Genomic DNA, 21,533 nt, shown 5'->3' on the forward strand with positions numbered 1-21,533 from the left:
GATTTTAAGGATGAAATTCAAACTATTTGAAAAATAATTTCGATTGTTTGCAACGTTTTCACCAAAGATGCGTCTAATCAATAACCAAAACACAAAACCGGGGCCATCGCTGCACAAATACTGCGTAAGGATCGCTTCAGAATCATTTAACGAAAAAACGACTATGAAAACCCTCATCAAATCATCCGCCATTTTATTTATAGTGGTAACCAGCTATATGGCTAAAGCACAGGAAACTAAAAGTTTCACGGTTAAAAATTTCAATAGCATTGGGGTAAGCAGCGGTATCGACCTGTACCTCACTCAGGGTGGCAGCGAAAGTGTGAGTATAAAATCGGATGCTGAAACGTTAAAAGATATTGTTGTGGAACAGAATGGTGGCAATGTGAATATAAAATTTAAGGATGGTGTCAACTGGAGTGGTCTGTTTAAAAACCGAATCATTAAAGCCTATGTAAGTTTTAAAACTTTAAATGCCATTGCAGCATCAGGCGGTTCGGATGTTTTCACACAAAATCAGATCAAGACAGATAAACTGGCCATTCGTTCTTCGGGCGGATCAGATTTAAAATTAAGCATTGTTTGCAACGACTTGTCTATTCAATCAAGCGGGGGTAGCGATCTCGATTTAAAAGGTAAAGCAGAAAATATGACCATTCAATCGAGCGGAGGTAGTGATATCGACGCTTATGAATTAATTGCAGATTATGCAAAGGTGCAGGCTTCTGGTGGTTCAGATGTAAATCTCTATGTAAATAAGGGTTTAGAGGCCAGTGCAAGTGGCGGTGGTGATGTAAGTTATAAAGGAAATGCTTCACTCAAGAAAACATCAACCTCAAAAAGTGGCGATGTACACCACGTAAATTAAAAGTTTAGTTTAGTTAATAATACGCGCTGCTTTGTGGATGCAAAGCGGCGTTTTTTTATTAAATATGCAACCCTTTTATACTTCTTATCGTCAATAGAGGAAAACTAAGCCTAAATGAAAAAAAATATATTAATCCTTATCATCATATCGTTCTTTTTAAGCAAAGTCAGTTATGGTCAAAGCTCACTTTCAAAAAAAATTAATGATTACATTACCTATATCGATACGAATCATAGAGCAGTTGGTAGTTTATCTATTTTTAAGGATGGAGAAGAAATATACAACCGAAGCTTTGGGCAAACGAGCCTAAAAAAAGTAAGCTATAATGCCAATACAAAATATCAAATAGGATCAATCACAAAATTGATTACTGCAACTCTTATTTTTAAATTAATAGAAAAAGGAGAGTTAGACTTAGAAGACAAACTAGCTGTTTACTATCCTCAAATTCCAAATGCCAGCAAAATTTCGATTAAAAACCTACTGGAACATAGCAGTGGTTTGGGCGATTTTCTCATGAAAAAAGACAGCATATTTTGGCTTATAAAAAAGGTTAGCGAACAAGATATTATGAACGAAATTATTCGCCAGGGGGTGAGTTTTCAGCCAAACGAAAAAGTGGCTTATTCAAATACAGGTTATTATCTGCTTACTAAAATTTTAGAAAAAAAACACAAACAGCCTTATGCAAAAATAGTAGATGAAGAAATTGCAAAGCCTTTGAAACTTAAAAATTTTTCAGCCTATACACCAAAAACTACAAATGTTTTTCAATCTTACAATTATATCAACCAATGGAATATTATTGAGGATCTAAATTTCAGCAATGTAACCGGGGCTGGAGATATCTCATCAACCACTCAGGATTTAAATGTTTTTATTACAAGTTTGTTTCAGTATAAAATCTTGAAGAAAGAAACTATTGAATTAATGAAACCAAAGCATGAAACATTTGGTAGAGGAATAATGCCTATTCCTTTTTACGAGTCGATGTATTATGGCCACGCTGGTGATACTTATGGAACACACTCTATTGTTGGCTATAACGAAAATGATAGAATTAGCTGGGCATTAGCATTAAATGCTGCGCGTTTCGATAAAAATGACTTCGCGATAGTTTTGTTGAGTATTATCTACAACAAACCCTACGAATTGCCAAATTTTAAACCCTACCTTAATGTAAAAACCAATGATTTGGATAAATACCTGGGCGTATATGCCAGTCCAGATTTTCCATTAAAAATTACAGTTTCTAAAAATGGCAACATTTTAAAAGCACAAGCTACCGGCCAAACGGATTTTCCTTTAGATTGTTACGAAGTAGATAAATTTACCTCAGCGCAATATAAGCTAACGATTGAGTTTTTACCTTCTGAACATAGGATAATATTTAGCCAGGGCAAGAACCGAATAACAATGGATAAGGAATAAATCCCTAAGACCTTGGCCTTCTATCCCCTGCCTTTTTTATATGGATAATAAATAAAATTGGCGCCTTCAGGAACAATTACGAAAACGCACATAAAATCCTCTGGTTTTTTATAAACTTTTAAAAACGGCTCTTTTTTCTCTTTGCTGATGATTCCTTTTTCTACAAACTCTTCCAAGGTAGAGGCTTGTATGGTCCAATCGGTATTGAGCTCCTCTTTATTTAAAATAAGTTCACCGATGTTCACTTCATGTTGGTGTGCAATAAAAATCGGGTGTGCAGAAATCCCTTCAACCATAATTTCAATTGCCACTTCTTTAATGGCATCAGCATAAAACTCCAGGTCTTTTTCTAAACTTACCAGCGGACTTTCCTGCTTTTTTTGTGGTGTTCCGTTCTCTTCAGGCGTTGCGCCTAATAATTCTTCTCTATCCATTTCAAGGTAAAAGGTTTATGGTTTAAGGTGTAGGGTTTAAAATGACAACATTTGATTTTAAGGTTATAGCCTTAAACCTTTTGCCTTACCCCTTAAACCTTAATAATACAACGTTCTCTACGTGTTGTGTGTGCGGAAACATATCTACAGGTTTAATACGCACCACATCATACTTTTCTTTTAGCAGCTCTAAATCTCTCGCCTGCGTAGCTGCATTACAGCTTACATAAACAATTTTTTCAGATTCCATTTCCAGTAATCTTTGAACCACATCTGCATGCATTCCGGCGCGCGGTGGATCAGTAATCACTACATCTGGTTTACCATGTGCCAGGATAAATTCTGAAGTGAGAATATCTTTCATATCTCCTGCATAGAAGATCGTATTATCAATGCCATTTAACGCAGAGTTAAACTTTGCATCTTGAATAGCAGTTGGTACATATTCTACACCTACCACCTGCTTTACATTTTTTGCAATAAAATTTGCAATGGTTCCGGCACCAGTATATAAATCATAAACCAGCTCATCGCCTTTAAATCCGGCAAAATCCCTGGTGATTTTATATAATTCGAAGGCCTGTTCTGAATTGGTCTGGTAAAAAGATTTTACACCAATTTTAAAACGGATGCCGTCCATTTCTTCGAAAATATGATCGCGACCAGAGAAAAGCACCACATCCTGATCGAAAATGGTATCGTTTTTCTTTTGGTTAACGATATACAACAAGGAAGTGATCTGTGGAAATTCATTTTGAAGGAAAGCCATTAAACCATCAACCTGTGCCTGTTCGGGATAAGCAAATACCACGGCAACCATTACCTCTCCTGTGCTGGAAGTACGGATAATCAGGTTACGTAAAACACCTTCATGATTACGCAGATCGTAAAACGAAAGGCTATTTTCTAAAGCATAATTACGCACTGCATTTCTGATTGAATTAGATGGCTCATCCTGCAGGTAACAATGTTCAATATCTAAAATTTTATCGAAACGCAAAGGCACGTGAAAACCAAGGGCATTCATATCAAGATCTTCATCGCGTTCTACATCAGTTTTTTCTAACCAACGTTTGTTCGAAAAAGTAAATTCTAATTTATTCCGGTAGTACCTGTTTTTTGCTGAACCTAAAATAGGTTCGGTTCCTGAGGTATCTATTTTACCTAAGCGCTGTAAAGCTGCCTCAACATTTTTCTGCTTAAACTTCAACTGCGCATCGTAGCCCATGTGCTGCCATTTACAACCGCCACAGGTTCCGAAATGAGGACAAAAAGGATCGGTTCGTAAAGCTGATTTTTCATGAAGCTGATCAATAATTGCTTCAGCAAAATTCTTTTTCTTTTTGGTCAACCGAACATCTACCACATCACCAGGAACAGCCTTGTCAACAAAAATGACCAATTCGTCAGCCTTGCCAACACCTTTTCCTTCTTCAGCAATATCGATTATATGTACGTTTGGAACAATAGTTACCGTACCTGGTTTTCTTCTACTCATTATTTTGCAAAGATAGAAAAAAGAGGTTAAAGGTAGAAGGCAGAAAGGTGGAGGGTTTAAAACCCGGTTAATCAAGAAAGATTAGGCAATACTGTCTTGTTCGAACGTGGATTGTTCGTTAAGAAAAATTAGATTTCAAAAATTATTTTCCAAAAAATTTAAATGCAGCGCCCCAAAAGCCATCCAACCAGTTAAATTTCAGGTCAAATTTTTCATCTACTTGTACAGAAAACTCTAATATTTCTTTGCTCATGATAAAAAACCTATCTATTTAAGCAATAATACTAAATTTATACCAAAAACCGAAACGGTACAAATTAAATTTATGTTAATTTTACATCAAATGGTTAAAACTGCTTTTTAAAATAAATTCAGCCTTGATCTATTGATTTTCAGTTCTTTATTTGACAAGCCAATATAAATCCGTAACTTAAAGTATCATTCACATAAAAATGGAGGTTCATTATGAACGTTATCCGTAAAATTGAACATTGGGGAGATGTTCATCACTCAAAATGGCTGGATTATCTTCGGATTGTACTTGGCCTGATCATTTTTGGAAAAGGTGTTTCTTTTGTTAGCGACACCTCGGTTCTTCAAAATATGATTACACAAAACAACGTATTTGGTTTTTCGGGCATGCTCATCAGTGTTGCCATTCACGTAGTTGCATTTGCACATTTGGTTGGGGGTGTTTTGATTACATTAGGTTTAGTTACCCGCTTTGCCGTTGTCATTCAGATTCCAATCTTATTGTTTGCCGTATTTTTCGTTAACCTTACCCCGGGTTTCTCCACACCCAATTCGGAGTTATGGTTTTCGGTACTGGTGTTGTTTCTGCTCATCATGTTTTGGGTAGTAGGCTCTGGCCCTTTATCGGTTGATGAAGGATTGAAAAACAAAAAGGGAAGACGTTACGCGTAGCTTATAAGCTTCTGCATTAATGAGTGCAGTGATAGTGCTATGGCTCCGCCCTGCATTGTAAAAGTATCATTACCTGCATAAACAACAAAGCTACTATTGGGTTTTACTTCTTGACAAGCGAAGTAAAACCCTTTTGATAATGAAGGCGCAGAACTTCTTTTAATTTCTATTGCCCATTTTTCGGCATCCGAAAATTCCAAAATTAAATCTATTTCTGCGCCTCCTGGTGTTCCATAGTAGTAAGTTTGTACTCCGGATGGAATTACGGACATAATATTTTCGATCACAAAGCCCTCCCAACTTCCACCTACTACCGGATGACCAAGTAGTTCATTATAACTTTTTATATTAAGCAGGGCATGAGTAAGGCCGCTATCTCTTACATATATTTTTGGTGATCGCACAAGTCGTTTTCCAACATTAACTGTATATGGCTTTAGTCGCCGAACCAACAATAAATCTACCATCAAATCCAAATACCTGGCTATGGTTACTCCTGTAACCTCAATATTACGGGCCAAATGAGCTGCGTTTAGCACACTACCTTGATTGTGGGCGAGCATTGTCCAAAAACGTTCGAGCGTCTCGGCGGGAATACGAGGTCCCAATTGAGGGATATCTCTTTCCAAATACGTTCTGATAAAGTCCCTTCTCCATATTAAACTATTTTTCTCCGACGCAGCTAATAAACTCTCGGGAAATCCACCTCTCAACCAAAGGTTATTAACCTTAGCTAAATCTTCTTGCCCATATTCTACAGCATTTACTGGAAAAAGTTCCAGATAAGTAATTCTTCCAGCTAAAGATTCGCTAGACTGTTTTAATAAATCTAAAGATGCCGATCCCAGAAACAGAAATTGTCCAGCCTTATTTCCTCTTCTACGTTCCTTATCCACAATCCCCCTTATTTGCGAAAATATTTCTGGCAAACGTTGAACTTCATCAAGAATTAAGAGTAACTCTTTGTTATTTTGATGGAAAGCAGTTATATCTCTAACTTTTTCTAGATCTAACCGATCCTCGAGATCTACATAAATGGACTTAACCTCATCAATAAGACCAATGGCTAATGTAGTTTTACCTACCTGTCGGGGGCCTAGCAGTACAACCACAGGACTACGCTGCAAAGCTTCTTTAAGTATTGGTTCTAAATTTCGGAGAATCATGTCTGCAAATATAACATAGAATATTACATTTGCATACTTAACACCTCATTTTAAATCGAGAAAAGATTCAAACTATTGTTATCTTTCGCTTTTACTAACGATCATGAAAACGAAGATACTTTTTGCACTGCTTTTTGCGGGATTGGGATGTTACGCACAAAATTCAACAGATGAATATTTCAACCTGACAAGGAAAGGTTTCATAGCAAAAAACGCCTATGAAACGACCGCTTTTGTCGAAAAATATTTTCGTATCCCCGGCAATACAGGCTTTAATGCAAGTATTTATTATGTAGAAAAGATCCTCAAAAAAGCTGGCTTTGTAGAACAGAAGCAGAATGAGTTTGAAGCGCCTTTAACTTATCGCATCGAAAAAAGAGCGATGAAAAATAATACATGGGAACCTGTAGACGCCAACATAGATATTGTTGGCGAAACAAAACCACTCATCTCTTACAAAACCAACCGCAACATGATTCCGGTTAATTGCGGCTCAACTCCGGTTGGAGGTGTTACTGCACCTGTGGTTTTCATTACCAGCGTATCACCTGCCGAAATAGAAAAAATGGACCTGAAAGGGAAAATCCTATTTTCAGAGAGCAACCCATCACGTTTACTTCAAATAGCCACCAACGCAGGGGCCATTGGTGTACTGGGTTATTCTATGCCAAAATATACCCAACCCGAGGTACACCAAACGTCTATCCAGTTTGGAAACATGAAAGCCAGTAGCGAGGTATGGACATTACTTTTATCTTATGCGGCCAAAGAAAAGTTAAAAGCAGTCTGCTTAAAGGGTGAAACCAAATTGAAAGTAAATATCCAGACTAAAATTTATCCATCGGAAGAATTAACCATTGTTGCAAATGTTAAAGGCAGTGTAAATCCTAATGAGCGATTTGTATTCAGTGCCCATGTTCAGGAGCCGGGTGCAAATGATAATGCAAGCGGTGTGGGTACATTAGCTGAAATGGCCAGGTTAACGGCAGAATTGTATCAGGCAAAAAAAATAAGTCCGAAGCGCAGCTTAACCTTTTTATGGGGCGACGAAATTGTATCAACCAGAAGATACATTACTGAAGATACTACCCGGGCCAAAGGCATTATGTGGGGAATGAGTTTGGATATGGTTGGTGAAGATACCCAAAAAACCGGCGGTTCTTTCCTGATTGAAAAAATGCCTGATCCTTCTGCCATCTGGACAAGAGGAACTGATAAACATACCGAATGGGGCGCAGGTGATGTTACCGAAAAAGATCTTTTCCCTCATTATTTTAACGATTTTGTTTTCGACATCTGCAAAAAACAGGGCATATTTGCGAATTGGACAGTTAACTACAATCCTTTTGAAGGTGGTAGTGATCATACCCCGTTTTTGCAGCATAAAATCCCAGGTTTACTAATGTGGCACTTTACCGATGTATTTTACCACACAGACAATGATAGGATTGATAAAGTTTCGCCAATCGAGATGAAAAATGTTGGGATAAGTGCTTTAACTGCTGCTTATACTTTAATTTCCGCAGATGAAAATACAGCGATAGCCACTGTTTCGCAGGTTAAAACCGATGCCTTAACCCGTTTGAAAACCGAATTTGAATTAAGCAAAAAAGAAATTGCAAAAGGGAAAGGCGCCACAGATGAGAAACATATTATTGAAGTCTGGGCCAAATGGTATACTGATGCTTTGGCGACAGTAAATAAAATGCCTGTAAAATCCGAGACCACAAGAGTTGGTTCGGCCATTAAGTTTGCCACCAATGAGATTGAAAAACAAGCAAAGCTATATTTGGAAGAATTGAAATAGATTGATGGCTAAACCAAAAGCAATAATTATCGGTGCTGGAATTGCAGGAATTGCATCTGCCATTCGCCTTGCTGTGAAGGGCTATGAGGTTGATGTTTATGAGGCTAACTCAAAACCTGGAGGTAAGCTGGCAGAAATAAAGACGAACGGTTTCAGGTTTGATGCAGGCCCAAGTCTTTTTACCATGCCTCAGTATGTGGATGAGCTTTTTAAACTGGCAGGCAAAAACCCTGAAGATTATTTTGAATATCTAAAACTGAAAGAAGTTTGCCGTTATTTTTATGAAGATGGCTTACGGTTAAACGCCAGTGCAGATCTGGATAAATTTGCAAAGGAAATTGAAGAAAAAACAACTTCAACTGCCAAAGAAATTAACCGTTATCTAAATAAAAGCAAAACCATTTATGAGGTTACCCACCGTGTATTTCTGGAAAGAAGTTTGCACAAACTTAAAAGTTACCTGCATTGGGATACCTTAAAATCCATATTCCGTTTTGGCCAGATTGATGCTTTTAGAACACAGGCAAAAGCAAACCAATCTTTTTTTAAAGACGAAAGAGTTGCCCAATTATTCAATCGGTATGCTACCTATAACGGGTCCGATCCCTTTCAGGCACCGGCCACATTAAACGTAATTCCACATTTCGAGTACCACTATGGAGCCTTCCTTCCAAAAAACGGGATGTACAGTATTGTTACTGCCTTAGTAAAATTGGCAGAAGCATTGGGGATCAGGTTTCACTACAATCAAAAGGTAGAAGAAATTATTTCTTCCAATGAAGGCAAACCCAAAGTACAGGGCATAAAAGTTAACGATAAAACCTATAAGGCCGACGTTGTGGTCTCGAACCTCGATATCTGGTTTACCTATAAAAACCTGCTTAAAAATATAACCCAGCCTAAAAAGTTACTCAACCAGGAACGGAGTAGTTCTGCTTTAATTTTTTACTGGGGAATGGATGGGAATTACAGCGATCTGGGTTTACACAATATCTTTTTCACTGAGGATTACCAGAAGGAGTTTAATGCGATATGGAAAGATAAAACCATTAGTAACGATCCTACTGTTTATATCAACATCAGCTGTAAACACATCAGAGATGATGCACCCGCAGACAGCGAAAACTGGTTTGTAATGATCAACGTTCCAGCCAATAACGGCCAGAATTGGGACTCATTGATAAAAGAAGCCAGGGCAAATATTATTAAAAAAATCAGCCGTTTGTTAAACAGAAATATTGAAAAAGATATCATTTGCGAACAGATTCTCGACCCGAGAAGCATCGAAGTCAAAACCGGTTCGTATCAAGGCTCTCTGTACGGAAACAGCTCTAACAATCAGTTCTCTGCCTTTTTACGACATCCCAATTTCAGTTCGAAAGTTAAAAATTTATTCTTTTGTGGAGGCAGCGTACATCCAGGTGGAGGAATTCCGCTTGCACTGTTATCGGCTAAAATAATTGATGATGAGATTAGTTCAGTGGTTCATTAGCCATTGGTTGATTAGTAACTATCTGCTTATTGATTAACCGACTAAGGACTCAAGACTAAGGACTGTAAACTATCGATTTTTCTTAATGGCTTCTTCTAACTTTTCGCCATCCAGATCAAATGCATCTACAATCAGTTTAGCCCGGGTATAAAAAGGATCACGTTCTTCGAGTTTCTCTTTAATAAATACTAAAAGTTGCTCATCATCTAAATCTTTAATTAATGGGCGTTTTTGACGGTTATGTAAGCGCGACACTAAGGCGGCAGGTTCCATTTGCAGGTAAACCGTTTCGCCATTTGCATTCATCCATTCCATATTATCGAAAAAACAAGGCAATCCACCTCCGGTGGCCACCACACAGGTTTCCGGGTAATCGAAGGTTTTAAGCATTTCGCTTTCATAATCCCTAAAGCCGCTTTCACCATATTCGGCAAAATATTCGGCAATGCTTTTGCCTGTTTTTGAAACAATTTCGGCATCAAGATCGATCACAGGGCAATCTAAACGATGTGCCAGCTGTTTTGCCTTTGTGCTTTTACCGCAGCCCATATATCCGATAAGGAAAATCTTCATGTATTTCTCTTTTTGCTTCGACCTTATAACAGATGGTCGCGTTTTAACATAATATAATCGGTGACAGGTGGCGTAAAACCTTCCTTTTTCAATAAAGTTACAACCTGTCCGCGATGATAAGTAGAATGGTTAAATAAATGAAATAAAATTTCATCTATTCGGTTTTCGTACTGGACGCCTTGTGAGGTGCGGTACAAAATCTTTTTATCTAAAGCATGCTCTTTCAAGGCCATCCTGATCAATTTAAAATTTTCAGCAGCGATACTTTCAAAGTTTTCTTTGGGGTGAATATCCCAAACGCCGTAAAGTGGCACTTTGCCCGAAATTCGTTGCGCCCATATGTGCTGCGCATTAAGTACGTGGCTGAACAACCGCTCTGCATCGGGCAGCTCGATGGTTGCAAGCTTAAATATATCGATGATGCGTTGATCGGCAAGCGCAGTATAGTTTATAATTTCTTCTTCGCGCATGGCTTAACTTAATTTAACCCTTGGATCAACATAGGCATATAAAATATCAACCAGAATGTTGATCACCACAAACACGAAAGCAATAAAAAGAATGGAGCCCATTACCACAGGGAAATCAGACATTTCTAAAGCTGTTACCGTAGTTCTTCCCAATCCATTATAGCCGAAAATATATTCTACAAAAAAAGAACCGGCCAGCAAAGAGGCAAACCATCCCGAAATAGCTGTAATTACCGGATTCATCGCATTTTTTAGTGCATGTTTATAGATGATGGTATTTCTGCTTAAACCTTTTGCTCTTGCCGTTCTGATGTAATCCTGCGCTAAAACATCCAGCATGGCGCTTCTGGTCAACTGTACAATAATAGCCAAAGGCCTTAAGCCGAGGGTAATCATTGGCAACCATAAGTTTCTTAAGGTTAGTACTTCACCATTAAATGGATCATAAGAATATAAGCTGCCACTCATTTTCAGGCCCGTATAATTACTCAGCACAAAACCGAACAACCATGCAATAATTATTCCGGCAAAAAAAGAAGGTGCTGATATACCCAGAATGGCAAAAGCATTGGCCGTTTTATCAATCCACGAATCTTTATACACCGCTGAAAGCACGCCCAAAAACACGCCGATTATGGTGGCGAAAATCATGGCGGTTAAAGCCAGGATAAAAGTATTCGGTACGGTTTCGGATAGTATAGCAGTTACGTCGCGCTTGGTTTGATAAGAACTACGAAGATAAGGCCATTTGATCACCAGTGCCTTTTTATCAAAGGACATCAGTTTTGCATAATGATATTTCTGTTGATTGGTGCTATCATTATCCAGTATACTAATTGGCGATAAATCGTTAATATATAAAAGGAACTGAACAGGTTTAGAGCGGTCTAAGCCAAACTCTTTACGAACAGCCTCCAGTGATTGGACATCGGCCCTTTGCCCCATGGTCATCCTTGCCGGATCGCCGGGCAAAATATTAAACAGCACAAAAACAACCAATATTACACCGCCCATTACCAGCAGCCCATACATCAGTTTTTTTAGTGCGTATCCGATCATCTTTATTTATCGAAATATTTCCGGCTGAGCTGGTCGAAAGTGGGTACGTTATGAAAATGCCATTTATTGATCACCACACCGTTCTTCATCAATAAAACACCTGGGTTTGCCCTTACCATACTTTTTAAAGGTACAGCATCAGCATAAAAAACCTCCGAAAACAGGTTGTTCTTTTTGATAAAAGCCTGTGCATCCTGAGCTGAATTAGAAGTAAGCAATACCGTGCGGATGTTAAACTGCTGTGTAGCATTTAGAGCCAAAGCGTTTAGTTTACCAATGGCGGCTTCGTTTGTAGCATGAAGATCGTAGGCTACAAAAATCAAATTATAATAAGGATTTTCGATCAGTTCCTTGGTATAATCGGTACCAGAAGCATCGGTAATGTTCAGGTCCTTAATTTTAGGTTCAAAACCTTTTTTAACCAGTCTTTTTGCAGGTTCTCCTATAATTTCCCAGTTATTGTCTTTCCAGATTTCAGTTTTAAGATAGGCTTTATCGCTCATATCTTTCTCTTCATTGGTTTTCTTGTTTTTTAAGTGGTACATAATCTCAAATTCATCTGGTTTTTCTCCCGGAGGAATCACCATTAATGAGGGAAGATGTGCACCAACTTTATAAGGCAGAAAATCGATAATCGGTAAAACATTATAAGTATACAAGCCAAAACCTAAAGATATCACGGTTACGGCAATGGCAATATTCCGCTGCGTAGTTTCTTTTTTGAATAAAGGCTGAATGAGGTTTTTGTTTAGGAAAATAACAATAATCAGCGCTAAAAGAATCAGGTCTTTACCGAACGACTGCCATGGAGTAAGCGGAATAGCGTCGCCAAAACAGCCACAACTGGTCACAACTTTGAACGCTGCCGATACAAATGTGAGCAGGGTAAAAAAGATTATAAGCAGCAATAAACCCCAGGCTACCTTTTTACTCCAGAAACCCAACAGCAATAAGGCACCGAGCACAATTTCTAAGGTACAGAGTAAAATGGCGATACCGGTGGCCATTCCACTAAGAAAATTCATGTGAAAAACCTCAAAATATTCCTGTAATTTATAACCAAAGCCAAGCGGATCGTTTGCTTTGATGAGTCCTGAGAATATAAATAGGGCACCGACAAAAATCCTGGAGAATCTTAAAAGTATGTTTCGCATCTGTATGTATCTGTTTTTAAAGGCTATTGTGCTATTTATTTAACGCCGAGTTTGATCAGTGCAAAAACCGAATAGTTTAACATATCCTGATAATTCGCATGAACACCTTCCGAAGCCAGGGTTTGCCCTTCGTTATCTTCTATCTGTTTAACCCTAAAAATTTTCATTAAAATCAGGTCGGTTAATGAGCTAATGCGCATATCGCGCCAGGCTTCGCCATAATCGTGGTTTTTGGCAAACATTAAATCTTTGGTTTCCGTTACCTTTTCTTCAAACCGTTTTTCAACTTCGGCATAAGGCATTTCATTCGGGTCGTTCTCGGTCAATTCGAGCTGCATCATGGCAATGATGCAATAGTTTACAATCCCGATGTATTCAGCTATTACACCCTCTCCTACCTTACTTACTTTTTTTTCTTCGAGGGTACGGATGCGTTGTGCTTTGATAAAAATCTGATCGGTTATCGAACTTGGTCTTAAAATCCGCCATGCAGTGCCATAATCTTTAGTTTTTTTTAAAAATAATGATCTGCAAACTGCAATCACTTCATCAAATTCGGTAGAGGTATTTGTTTGTGCCAAAGCCAATAATTATTTAGTTTTTAGTGTATTTTTGTCGTGAAAAAACAAAAGCTAAAGATACATTTTTAAAGCGAAACCCAAATCCCGAAAGGGTTTATTATGGCAGAAAAAAACTTTTTTGAGCCCAAACAAAGCTTAAACATTAAAGGTAAGCTTATCGATTTAAGCAGCCCAAAAGTGATGGGCATTTTAAATATCACACCCGATTCTTTTTATAGCAACAGCAGAACAAAATCGATAGACGAAGCCTTAACCAAAGCTGCTCAATTCCTTCATGAAGGCGCTACCTTTATTGATGTCGGCGGGTACTCTTCCAGACCAGGTGCTAAAGATATTTCAGCAGCCGAAGAAGCTGACCGTTTGCTACCTGTGGTAGAAAGTTTAGCTGCAGCATTTCCCGAAGCGGTTATTTCCATCGATACTTTTCGGGCAAAAGTTGCACAGGAAACCATTTTGGCTGGTGCGCATATCATTAACGATATTTCCTCCGGGGATATGGACGAGCTCATGTTCGAAACCGTAGCTAAACTACAGGTTCCCTATATGATCATGCACATGCAGGGCACTCCCCAAAACATGCAGCAAAATCCGGTTTATAAAAATGTATTACTTGAAGTAATTGATTACCTGGCTAAAAAAGTTGCAGCACTTAAGGCGCTGCATATTCATGATGTAATTATTGACCCTGGCTTTGGCTTCGGAAAAACTACCGAACATAATTATGAGCTGCTTAAGCAAATGGAGGCTTTTAAAATTTTCAAACTTCCCATTTTAGTCGGTTTCTCACGTAAAGGAATGATTTACAAAACACTTGGCACCTCGGCAGCAGAGGCCCTGAACGGAACTTCTGTATTGAATACCATTGCACTACAAAAAGGTGCCGGCATTTTAAGGGTGCATGATGTTAAGGAGGCGGTGGAGTGTGTGCGGCTGGTTGCTAAGTTAGGTTAATCGGTTAACTGTTTAAATTGGTTAATCGACCTTTATGAGTAATCAGTTAAATCTAAAATATAAAATCGCATTGTTGGTTAATTGTGATTTGACTGATTAATTGTAAATTAATGTGTATTTCTTCTATATTTGATATCATCCCATAATTAACCTAAAACTTAATTATGATGCATATTTATTCCTTTGAAAAATTAGAAACCTGGCAGAAAGCCAGAATGCTCAGAAAAGACATTTACAATTTGACCAGAAAATTCCCTAAAGAGGAAGTATTCGGTTTAACAAGTCAAATCAAAAGATCATCGGGCAGTGTTGGCGATTGTTTGGCAGAAGGTTCAGCAAGAGTTACACCCAAAGACAAAGCGCATTTTATAACGATGTCTTATTCAAGTGCTATTGAAACCATTAATCATATTATTGGGGCATATGATCTCGGATACATTAATGAAGAAGACTACATTTCATTCAGGTTAAAACTTGATGAGCTAACAAACAAGTTAAATGCTTTACGCAAATCGATTTTAAAGGCTTAAACATCTTACACAGTTAACCAATTCAAACAGTTAACCAAAACGTCGATCAACAGTTAACCCATAACCAATTTAAACAGTTAACCTAGTATTGTAAACTGAAAACCGTTTTGCTATCTTGCCATTGATGAAAGGATTAGATTTTGATTTTGTAAAATTCACCATTACCGATGTGGTAGACATTGTGCTTGTGGCACTTTTAATCTATTATGTTTATACCCTAATCCGCAATACCTTAGCCGTTAACCTCCTGGTTGGGATGCTGATTATCGCCATATTCTATCGCGTTGTTGATGCTTTGCACATGAAACTGCTTACTGCTATCATCGAGAAATTTATGAGTGTGGGGATCATTGCATTGATTGTAATCTTCCACCCGGAGATCAGACGTTTCCTTTTACTGATCGGGAAAAATGCCTTTTTACAAAAGAACAAAGCCTGGTGGGGATATTTATTTGGCCGAAAAGAAATTGAAAGAAATAATTTAACCCGTATAAAACCCATTATCGATGCCTGTAAAAGCATGAAGAAAACGCGCACGGGGGCATTAATGGTATTCGTTAAATTTTACGACGAACAGTTTTTTGCCAATAGCTGCGAACTTGTTGACGCTAAAATATCAAAACGTTTGCTGGAAAGTATCTTTCAGAAAAACAGTCCGCTGCACGATGGTGCTGTAGTGATTTCGGAAAACAAAATTAAAAGTGCGAGCTGTATTTTACCTTTAACGGATAACGATCAATTGCCCTCACAGTTTGGTTTAAGGCACCGTGCAGGTATTGGTGTTTCTGAAACGACTGATGCGGTTGCGGTAATCATATCCGAAGAAACCGGAGAAATATCGTATGCCAAACAAGGCAGGGTGAGGATGAATGTTTCGTTCGGGGAACTGGAGAAATTGCTGAATAAAGATTTTTAGGAGTACAGATTAGGCGATTTAAGGTGATTACACAGATTTAGAAAAATTGTGGGTTTTCTAGCTATGAAATGTTGAACTTTCGACTAACGGAAGAAACACCATACAATAAAGCTCTTTCGATTAGGCTCAAGATGAGGGACCGAGGGAGATATTCAGTGCTTCTGTGCCTCCGTGGCAAAACAACTTCTTTACAATACCCAATAAACGCAAAATGGTGAATGTTCCCACTCACCATTTCATTTATCATTTAAATTACCTTCTTATCGGTATAATCCAATAATCCGTTAATCAATTTTTAGCAATATTGTTCAAAAGCACCGATCAGGTTATCAGCAATCATTTGCGCTGGTCTGCCTTCAATTTGATGACGTTCGATCATGTGAACCAATTTACCATCTTTAAATAATGCCATTGCCGGAGAAGATGGAGGAAAAGGCATCATATAATTTCTAGCCTGATCTACCGCTTCTTTTTCCATACCCGCAAAAACAGTAACCAATTTATCAGGGTGTTTTTCGTGTGCAGCTGCTGCTCTGGCCGCCGGACGTGCATTTGCTGCCGCGCAACCGCAAACTGAATTTACCACGACCAACACAGTTCCTTCGCCTTTAATCGCTTGATCAACCTCTTCTGCGTTTTTTAATTCTTGAAAACCTACGTTAGTTAATTCCTTACGCATTGGCTCTACTAAATATTCTGGATACATTATCTTAGTTTTTTATTTACAATTTCAATGGTACAAAAATAAGAAAATCGAATGGCATGCACCATTCGATTTATATTTTTAAGGTAAAATTAATCGTTATCTCATGCTCTTGAAAAACTCATCAAACATTTGAGGGTTGGCAATTGCACCAGCGATAATTAATACAATCAGCACGACAAAAAGCACACTCAAAATTGTGGCAATCATTCCACAGATCTTACCAGCCTTTGCATTTTTATAGGATGATTCTGTATATACCCCTGGATTAAGCTGATACTTTTTCATATCGCCGGCACCTAATATCCAGGCTATTATGCCAAATATTAAACCAAATATTCCATAAAAGCAACATGCTGGTATAGCCAAAATCCCCAAAACAAGAGAAGCTGTTGCATTTGGTAAGTTCTGCTGACCAAAACCTCCTCCTCCAAATTGTCCAAATGGTGGTGGTTGCTGAAAGGGCGGCGGCGTTACCGGACCATTACCTAATGGCTGAAATGGTGCAGGTTCAGGGTTTTGATTCGTTGAAGGATCAATGGGTTTATTTTCATGAGGGGTTTCCTGTTCTTCTGACATAGCTATATTTAGATCAATTGGTGAGTGTATATTTTGTAAATGTAATTGATTAAAATAATTACTGCAACTCCTGCAAAAACGATTTTAATCAGCTGCGCCCCAAATTTAAAATCTACCTTAAGGTGAATAATGGTAAATACGACAACAAAAATGAGCGGGATTGTTGCAGGATAAAACTTAAATGATGCGATAATATCGCCACGCAGCAAAGCTAAAACAGAACGTTGTAAACCGCAGCCGGGGCAATCTATCCCGAAATGGGCTTTAAAAGGACAGCTGAAAAGATGCGCTCCTACCCAATCAAAAAAATTATGTTGCGGTTGAGCCATCTACATCGCCAATAAATTTCACTTGCCCATCTTTCCATACTTTATATTTTTCCAGGTCTTTAAGTACTTGCCTATATACCAGATTTAAGATATAAATGTCATCAACAAAACCTAAAACCGGCACAAAATCAGGGATTACATCTACAGGTGAAAGGAAATAAATCAGTCCACCTAAAATGGCAATAATAGATCTTTTAGGGATTTCGGTATAATCGCCGTTCACATAATCTTTAGATACCGCAAACAGCAGCACTAGTTTCGACCAAACACCTTCTAAATCACCTTTATTAGTTACCGCCTTGCCCAGTGCATCTTTAATCGTATTACTGGCTTTGCTTTTATCACTTAAGATTACCGAAGCTTTGCTTTGCGATTTTTTAAAGAATCCTAATATTTTCTCCCTGTTCAATTTCATAATTAATACTTTACAAATTAACGGCCAAAAGCATCATAATTGTCTTCAGCATATTTGGTAAAGCGATCCAATAGTACAATATTTTTGTTCTCGATAGCCGTTAAATCATTATCAACGTTGTTTTTAACAGGAACATACCATTCTACAGGGTCGAAAAAATTTCTAAAAGTTTGTTTTTTAAAGGCATAACCATGTCTGGCGAAAATGGTGTTTTTAATAATCTGCAGGTCTAATTTTCTTAAATTCTTCACATCTTCTTCCTTTAACAGGGCTGTTGATGCATTTAATTTAAATATTTGCTCGGAGGCGCTTCTGTAAAAAGTATTTGCACCTAACGAATCTACACTTCCATCTTCGAGGGTATCTAACTGCGCTACCATTTTGTGGTCGCTCCAGTCTACATATTCCATTTCTGTTGGCAACATGCGGCTTGCATTATATTCGAAAGCTTTTTTTAATAATTTAAATTCTTTCCCCGGCCATTTCAGCTCCTTTTTATAAGCGTTCCATTTACCAATTAAGGTGTCGCCAACAAGGGTGATTTCAAATTTCCCATCATATTTTTCTGTGCCCGGTTCATCTAGAACAAAGGTAATTTTACCACCATCTTCTGATATTTTACCCAATAGTGGACGGCTGTTGCCCGAAACCACACTTTGTGCAATCACCGTATCTTTGGTTATTCTTTTAATATTGATGTTCAGTTTTTTAACCGCATCAGACATATCTCCTTCGTACTCCAATTCATCTGCTGTGTAAAAATCGCCAACCCAAAAACCATAAAGTTCCTTGTGGATTTCCTGCTGTGCAATGCCTGTTGTTTTTTCTTTATTTGTTTTTTTGGTGTCTCTGCATGATAGCATCAAAAAGGGAAGCAGCGCGAATAATAAGATTTTTTTCATCAGTATGTTTCTGTATGCGTAGGTCAAATAATTTTCTTTCTGATCAGCCATTCGGCAATTAATAAGTTGGGTATCCAGCCTAGCCAGGCGATGATCTGGTAAACATCCATCGGGTCCGGGTGAAATAAATATACTAAAATAACTTTCCATAGCCTTAAGGTAATCGCAGAAGTTGCCAAAGCAAAACTGCGGTACATAAATTTCTGATGGGCGATTATTTTTCTTTTTAAAATGAGCTGAACTGCCTTTAGCGTAAACCAGAACCACAAAATCCCTAAAATAATAAATGAAGTTTTAGCCATTAATCCTCCATTTGCAAACCAGCCGATAAAAATACCAGACGGCGCGGCGAGTAACAATACGAAGCCCACATACAGGTAGCCCAACCACTGATGCACTTTGGGATATTGCGCTAAAATTGTAGGATTAAACTGTGTAAAGCCAGCCAACAGTACAAATATGGCACTGTAAACATGCACATAAAATATCGGGAGATATGCTTTGATTCCTGATACTTCCGTCTGTTTAATCTGTAGAAAAGACACTTCACTGCTCAGCGGAATATAACGTAAGGTAATCTGCATCATTAACGCAAAGAAATAGGCAAAAAACAATAGCCAGGCCAAACGTTTATAGCTGATGCCTTTCATTTATTTCTTGTTGAAAAGCGTAAGTAACTTTTTGTCGAAAGGTATTGCAATTAATTTATCATTTGCTACATCTTCTTCATAAAGCTGTTGCTTTTTTGGATCGAATACAAACCTTGCAATAACAGGCATCCGATCGGCATAACTTTCGTGCAGGTTAAAATTATAGTTTTTTGAATAACCCTCAGAAGGATCAGTTTTAGGATTCGGGCTACTCTCGAGCATAATGCCGTAAGAGGTACCGCCGTTTTTAACAATCCTTTCGTAAAGACCTTTGGTAAGCTGTTTACATCTGGGAGAAGTTTCTACTATTTTATAGGCAATCTGCGCTTTAAAACTTTCTTTAACCTGGGCCTTAGATTGATATAATGAGGTTCCCAGAATTAAGAAAAGGGTGAGGATGTTTTTCATAACTGAGTAGCGTTCTTTAAATATTAACTGTTGCACTGAGCCTGTCGAAATGCGCTAATAAAGTCTTCGACAAACTCAGACTGACAAAATAAATGAGGTTTATTAAATTTAAGAAGATTTCATCATCTCTAAAATATCATCAACGTATTTACGTTCATTGGCTAAACGTGGCACCTTGTGTTGCCCGCCAAGTTTATCTTTCGCTTTTAACCAATTGTAAAAGGTATTTGCAGGTGCATTGTGTACTTTAGGTCGTGCTAAGGCCATGTCTTTAAAACGTTTCGCATCATAATCAGAATTAACTTCACGTAAAGTCTGATCCATAATATCTACAAACTTCTCAAAGTCGTTGGGTTGTTTGTCGAATTCGATGATCCATTCGTGTCCACCCGCTTTTTCACCTTTAAAGTAAATTGGTCCGGCGGTATAATCTTTAATTTCGGCACCCGTTTCCTGGCAAGCTTTGGTTAAGGCCTGTTCTGCGTTATCAATAATTACTTCTTCACCAAAAGCATTGATAAAGTGTTTGGTGCGTCCGGTAATTTTGATGCGGTAAGGAGAAAGCGAGGTAAACTGAATGGTATCGCCAATCATATAACGCCATAAACCACCATTTGTAGAAATCACAATGGCGTAATTTTTATGCAATTCAACTTCTCCCAGCATTAACGCCTTTGGATTTTCTTCACAGATATTCTCCATCGGCACAAACTCATAGAAAATGCCATAATCCAGCATCAGCAACATCTCTTCTGAATGATCCTGGTCCTGAATCCCAAAAAATCCTTCAGATGCATTATACGTTTCCAAATAATACATTTCATTGGATGGGATAAGCTGTTTAAACTGTTCGCGGTAGGGAGCAAAATTTACCGCACCGTGGATATACAACTCGAGATTTGGCCAAACTTCCAGTAAATTCTGCTTTCCGGTAAGCTCGAGCACCTTTTTGGCCAGTACAATCGTCCATGTGGGTACGCCCGAAATACTGGTTACATTTTCGTTGATGGTGGCTTCTGCCATTCTATCCATCTTAATTTCATAATTGTCCATCAAGGCGATAGACATATCGGGTGTACGGTAATATTCGGCCCAGATAGGTAGGTTTTTGATCAGTACGGCAGATAAATCGCCATAAAAACAATCTTCATTTAACTGATTAACCTGATGGCTACCGCCTAAAACCAAACCTTTTCCGGTAAACATCTGGTTATCGGGGCGGTTATTGCAGTAAATGGAAAGCATATCTTTACCACCTTTAAAGTGGCACTCTTCCAGCGATTCTGGAGAAACCGGGATAAATTTACTTCTATCGCTCGTGGTACCTGATGATTTTGCAAACCATTTGATATCAGAAGGCCAAAGGATATTCTGTTCGCCATTGAGCATGCGCTCAATGTAAGGCTTCAGTGTATCGTAATTCTGGATTGGAACACGTTCCTGATATTGTTGTGGGGTTAAGATGGTTTTATAATCGTACAATTTGCCCCATTCGGTATTTTCGGCACTATCAATCAAGGTATGAAACCACTCCTCCTGAACGTCGTACGGATATTTCATAAAAAGCTCGATCTGGTGGATCCGCTTTTTCATTAACCAGGTAAAAATTGAATTTACAAATGCCATTTTTAAATGTTAAAATTAATGAGCTTCATTTTACCACAGATTTTCACAGATAAGCACAGATTTTTAT

The 21,533-nt window shown here is 38.1% G+C and carries 25 protein-coding genes; 8 read left to right on the forward strand and 17 right to left on the reverse strand.

Going from position 1 to position 21,533, the window contains the following annotated elements; genetic code table 11:
* The first annotated feature begins 163 nt into the window (after positions 1-163).
* Entirely contained in the window at positions 164-868 is a 705-nt protein-coding gene (locus AC07YT_RS21575; RefSeq protein ID WP_086549514.1) for a head GIN domain-containing protein, read from the forward strand.
* 114 nt (positions 869-982) lie between these two features.
* The gene (locus tag AC07YT_RS21580; RefSeq protein ID WP_086549186.1) at positions 983-2,299 is read left to right on the forward strand and encodes a serine hydrolase domain-containing protein; all 1,317 of its coding nucleotides are present in this window, start codon (positions 983-985) and stop codon (positions 2,297-2,299) included.
* Positions 2,300-2,319: 20 nt separating this feature from the next.
* On the opposite strand, the gene AC07YT_RS21585 is transcribed toward AC07YT_RS21580, so the two are convergent.
* From AC07YT_RS21585 to AC07YT_RS21595, 3 genes are all read right to left on the reverse strand, one after another.
* On the reverse strand, positions 2,320-2,733 hold the full coding sequence (locus AC07YT_RS21585; RefSeq protein WP_086549185.1) for a hypothetical protein: 414 nt from the start codon (positions 2,731-2,733) through the stop codon (positions 2,320-2,322).
* Positions 2,734-2,818: 85 nt separating this feature from the next.
* Positions 2,819-4,231 (reverse strand): 23S rRNA (uracil(1939)-C(5))-methyltransferase RlmD, encoded by a 1,413-nt coding sequence (rlmD, locus tag AC07YT_RS21590; RefSeq protein ID WP_086549184.1) that lies wholly within the window; start codon positions 4,229-4,231, stop codon positions 2,819-2,821.
* Positions 4,232-4,373: 142 nt separating this feature from the next.
* Positions 4,374-4,484, reverse strand: a complete 111-nt coding sequence (locus AC07YT_RS21595; protein ID WP_025145553.1) for a hypothetical protein — start codon at positions 4,482-4,484, stop codon at positions 4,374-4,376.
* A gap of 212 nt (positions 4,485-4,696) precedes the next feature.
* On the opposite strand from AC07YT_RS21595, the gene AC07YT_RS21600 reads away from it, so the two are divergent.
* Positions 4,697-5,155, forward strand: a complete 459-nt coding sequence (locus AC07YT_RS21600; RefSeq protein WP_086549183.1) for a DoxX family protein — start codon at positions 4,697-4,699, stop codon at positions 5,153-5,155.
* Here AC07YT_RS21600 and AC07YT_RS21605 read toward each other — a convergent pair.
* Positions 5,146-6,321, reverse strand: coding sequence for an ATP-binding protein (locus AC07YT_RS21605; RefSeq protein WP_086549182.1), 1,176 nt, complete (start codon positions 6,319-6,321; stop codon positions 5,146-5,148). The genes AC07YT_RS21600 and AC07YT_RS21605 overlap by 10 nt on opposite strands.
* 103 nt (positions 6,322-6,424) lie before the next feature.
* Here AC07YT_RS21605 and AC07YT_RS21610 point away from each other — a divergent pair, with 103 nt between their 5' ends.
* Together AC07YT_RS21610 and crtD are read left to right on the forward strand one after the other, a co-directional pair.
* On the forward strand, positions 6,425-8,128 hold the full coding sequence (locus tag AC07YT_RS21610; RefSeq protein ID WP_086549181.1) for a M28 family peptidase: 1,704 nt from the start codon (positions 6,425-6,427) through the stop codon (positions 8,126-8,128).
* 4 nt (positions 8,129-8,132) lie between these two features.
* Positions 8,133-9,620: a 1-hydroxycarotenoid 3,4-desaturase CrtD gene (gene crtD, locus AC07YT_RS21615; protein ID WP_086549180.1), complete on the forward strand. Its 1,488-nt coding sequence runs from the start codon at positions 8,133-8,135 to the stop codon at positions 9,618-9,620.
* A gap of 69 nt (positions 9,621-9,689) precedes the next feature.
* On the opposite strand, the gene AC07YT_RS21620 is transcribed toward crtD, so the two are convergent.
* The 5 genes from AC07YT_RS21620 to AC07YT_RS21640 are packed head-to-tail and all read right to left on the reverse strand — an operon-like array spanning position 9,690 to position 13,457.
* Complete coding sequence (locus AC07YT_RS21620; protein ID WP_086549179.1) at positions 9,690-10,193, reverse strand: shikimate kinase; 504 nt, start codon at positions 10,191-10,193, stop codon at positions 9,690-9,692.
* 23 nt (positions 10,194-10,216) lie between these two features.
* Positions 10,217-10,663: a DinB family protein gene (locus tag AC07YT_RS21625; protein ID WP_086549178.1), complete on the reverse strand. Its 447-nt coding sequence runs from the start codon at positions 10,661-10,663 to the stop codon at positions 10,217-10,219.
* Positions 10,664-10,666: 3 nt separating this feature from the next.
* Positions 10,667-11,722: an ABC transporter permease gene (locus AC07YT_RS21630; protein WP_086549177.1), complete on the reverse strand. Its 1,056-nt coding sequence runs from the start codon at positions 11,720-11,722 to the stop codon at positions 10,667-10,669.
* Between the two features lie 2 nt (positions 11,723-11,724).
* A complete protein-coding gene (locus AC07YT_RS21635; protein ID WP_086549176.1) occupies positions 11,725-12,876 on the reverse strand; it encodes a BT_3928 family protein in 1,152 nt (383 codons plus the stop codon).
* Positions 12,877-12,911: 35 nt separating this feature from the next.
* Positions 12,912-13,457, reverse strand: coding sequence for a DUF1599 domain-containing protein (locus AC07YT_RS21640; protein WP_086549513.1), 546 nt, complete (start codon positions 13,455-13,457; stop codon positions 12,912-12,914).
* Positions 13,458-13,556: 99 nt separating this feature from the next.
* Here AC07YT_RS21640 and folP point away from each other — a divergent pair, with 99 nt between their 5' ends.
* The 3 genes from folP (at position 13,557) to cdaA (ending at position 15,854) form a co-directional block, all read left to right on the forward strand.
* Complete coding sequence (gene folP, locus AC07YT_RS21645) at positions 13,557-14,408, forward strand: dihydropteroate synthase (protein WP_086549175.1); 852 nt, start codon at positions 13,557-13,559, stop codon at positions 14,406-14,408.
* Between the two features lie 164 nt (positions 14,409-14,572).
* Entirely contained in the window at positions 14,573-14,938 is a 366-nt protein-coding gene (locus AC07YT_RS21650) for a four helix bundle protein (protein WP_494945517.1), read from the forward strand.
* A gap of 124 nt (positions 14,939-15,062) precedes the next feature.
* Positions 15,063-15,854, forward strand: a complete 792-nt coding sequence (gene cdaA / locus AC07YT_RS21655) for a diadenylate cyclase CdaA (RefSeq protein WP_086549174.1) — start codon at positions 15,063-15,065, stop codon at positions 15,852-15,854.
* Positions 15,855-16,149: 295 nt separating this feature from the next.
* Here cdaA and AC07YT_RS21660 read toward each other — a convergent pair whose 3' ends face one another.
* The 8 genes from AC07YT_RS21660 to AC07YT_RS21695 form a co-directional block, all read right to left on the reverse strand.
* Positions 16,150-16,560, reverse strand: a complete 411-nt coding sequence (locus AC07YT_RS21660) for a BrxA/BrxB family bacilliredoxin (RefSeq protein ID WP_086549173.1) — start codon at positions 16,558-16,560, stop codon at positions 16,150-16,152.
* A 96-nt stretch (positions 16,561-16,656) separates the two neighbouring features.
* Positions 16,657-17,136 (reverse strand): CCC motif membrane protein, encoded by a 480-nt coding sequence (locus AC07YT_RS21665; RefSeq protein WP_494945518.1) that lies wholly within the window; start codon positions 17,134-17,136, stop codon positions 16,657-16,659.
* 8 nt (positions 17,137-17,144) lie between these two features.
* The gene (locus AC07YT_RS21670; protein WP_086549172.1) at positions 17,145-17,465 is read right to left on the reverse strand and encodes a DUF2752 domain-containing protein; all 321 of its coding nucleotides are present in this window, start codon (positions 17,463-17,465) and stop codon (positions 17,145-17,147) included.
* Positions 17,446-17,880, reverse strand: a complete 435-nt coding sequence (locus tag AC07YT_RS21675; RefSeq protein WP_086549171.1) for a YkvA family protein — start codon at positions 17,878-17,880, stop codon at positions 17,446-17,448. Before AC07YT_RS21675 ends, AC07YT_RS21670 begins: the two co-directional genes overlap by 20 nt.
* Before the next feature lie 17 nt (positions 17,881-17,897).
* Entirely contained in the window at positions 17,898-18,782 is an 885-nt protein-coding gene (locus AC07YT_RS21680; RefSeq protein ID WP_086549510.1) for a YARHG domain-containing protein, read from the reverse strand.
* Between the two features lie 23 nt (positions 18,783-18,805).
* On the reverse strand, positions 18,806-19,432 hold the full coding sequence (locus AC07YT_RS21685) for a DUF2306 domain-containing protein (protein WP_494945519.1): 627 nt from the start codon (positions 19,430-19,432) through the stop codon (positions 18,806-18,808).
* Complete coding sequence (locus AC07YT_RS21690; protein ID WP_086549170.1) at positions 19,433-19,840, reverse strand: hypothetical protein; 408 nt, start codon at positions 19,838-19,840, stop codon at positions 19,433-19,435. It abuts the gene before it with no gap.
* 108 nt (positions 19,841-19,948) lie between these two features.
* Positions 19,949-21,466 carry a GH3 auxin-responsive promoter family protein gene (locus tag AC07YT_RS21695; RefSeq protein WP_086549169.1) on the reverse strand — a complete coding sequence of 506 codons (1,518 nt, stop codon included), beginning with the start codon at positions 21,464-21,466 and terminating at the stop codon, positions 19,949-19,951.
* Positions 21,467-21,533 lie beyond the last annotated feature (67 nt).

The organism is Pedobacter sp. GW460-11-11-14-TSB4 (assembly GCF_059423705.1).

What these genes read in the sequence shown, in the direction of transcription:
- AC07YT_RS21575 (WP_086549514.1), top strand. Translation starts at nt 164, where the DNA reads ATGAAAACCCTCATCAAATCATCCGCCATTTTATTTATAGTGGTAACC.
- AC07YT_RS21580 (WP_086549186.1), top strand. Translation starts at nt 983, where the DNA reads ATGAAAAAAAATATATTAATCCTTATCATCATATCGTTCTTTTTAAGC.
- AC07YT_RS21585 (WP_086549185.1), bottom strand. Translation starts at nt 2,733, where the DNA reads ATGGATAGAGAAGAATTATTAGGCGCAACGCCTGAAGAGAACGGAACA.
- rlmD (WP_086549184.1), bottom strand. Translation starts at nt 4,231, where the DNA reads ATGAGTAGAAGAAAACCAGGTACGGTAACTATTGTTCCAAACGTACAT.
- AC07YT_RS21595 (WP_025145553.1), bottom strand. Translation starts at nt 4,484, where the DNA reads ATGAGCAAAGAAATATTAGAGTTTTCTGTACAAGTAGATGAAAAATTT.
- AC07YT_RS21600 (WP_086549183.1), top strand. Translation starts at nt 4,697, where the DNA reads ATGAACGTTATCCGTAAAATTGAACATTGGGGAGATGTTCATCACTCA.
- AC07YT_RS21605 (WP_086549182.1), bottom strand. Translation starts at nt 6,321, where the DNA reads ATGATTCTCCGAAATTTAGAACCAATACTTAAAGAAGCTTTGCAGCGT.
- AC07YT_RS21610 (WP_086549181.1), top strand. Translation starts at nt 6,425, where the DNA reads ATGAAAACGAAGATACTTTTTGCACTGCTTTTTGCGGGATTGGGATGT.
- crtD (WP_086549180.1), top strand. Translation starts at nt 8,133, where the DNA reads ATGGCTAAACCAAAAGCAATAATTATCGGTGCTGGAATTGCAGGAATT.
- AC07YT_RS21620 (WP_086549179.1), bottom strand. Translation starts at nt 10,193, where the DNA reads ATGAAGATTTTCCTTATCGGATATATGGGCTGCGGTAAAAGCACAAAG.
- AC07YT_RS21625 (WP_086549178.1), bottom strand. Translation starts at nt 10,663, where the DNA reads ATGCGCGAAGAAGAAATTATAAACTATACTGCGCTTGCCGATCAACGC.
- AC07YT_RS21630 (WP_086549177.1), bottom strand. Translation starts at nt 11,722, where the DNA reads ATGATCGGATACGCACTAAAAAAACTGATGTATGGGCTGCTGGTAATG.
- AC07YT_RS21635 (WP_086549176.1), bottom strand. Translation starts at nt 12,876, where the DNA reads ATGCGAAACATACTTTTAAGATTCTCCAGGATTTTTGTCGGTGCCCTA.
- folP (WP_086549175.1), top strand. Translation starts at nt 13,557, where the DNA reads ATGGCAGAAAAAAACTTTTTTGAGCCCAAACAAAGCTTAAACATTAAA.
- AC07YT_RS21650 (WP_494945517.1), top strand. Translation starts at nt 14,573, where the DNA reads ATGATGCATATTTATTCCTTTGAAAAATTAGAAACCTGGCAGAAAGCC.
- cdaA (WP_086549174.1), top strand. Translation starts at nt 15,063, where the DNA reads ATGAAAGGATTAGATTTTGATTTTGTAAAATTCACCATTACCGATGTG.
- AC07YT_RS21660 (WP_086549173.1), bottom strand. Translation starts at nt 16,560, where the DNA reads ATGTATCCAGAATATTTAGTAGAGCCAATGCGTAAGGAATTAACTAAC.
- AC07YT_RS21665 (WP_494945518.1), bottom strand. Translation starts at nt 17,136, where the DNA reads ATGTCAGAAGAACAGGAAACCCCTCATGAAAATAAACCCATTGATCCT.
- AC07YT_RS21670 (WP_086549172.1), bottom strand. Translation starts at nt 17,465, where the DNA reads ATGGCTCAACCGCAACATAATTTTTTTGATTGGGTAGGAGCGCATCTT.
- AC07YT_RS21675 (WP_086549171.1), bottom strand. Translation starts at nt 17,880, where the DNA reads ATGAAATTGAACAGGGAGAAAATATTAGGATTCTTTAAAAAATCGCAA.
- AC07YT_RS21680 (WP_086549510.1), bottom strand. Translation starts at nt 18,782, where the DNA reads ATGAAAAAAATCTTATTATTCGCGCTGCTTCCCTTTTTGATGCTATCA.
- AC07YT_RS21685 (WP_494945519.1), bottom strand. Translation starts at nt 19,432, where the DNA reads ATGAAAGGCATCAGCTATAAACGTTTGGCCTGGCTATTGTTTTTTGCC.
- AC07YT_RS21690 (WP_086549170.1), bottom strand. Translation starts at nt 19,840, where the DNA reads ATGAAAAACATCCTCACCCTTTTCTTAATTCTGGGAACCTCATTATAT.
- AC07YT_RS21695 (WP_086549169.1), bottom strand. Translation starts at nt 21,466, where the DNA reads ATGGCATTTGTAAATTCAATTTTTACCTGGTTAATGAAAAAGCGGATC.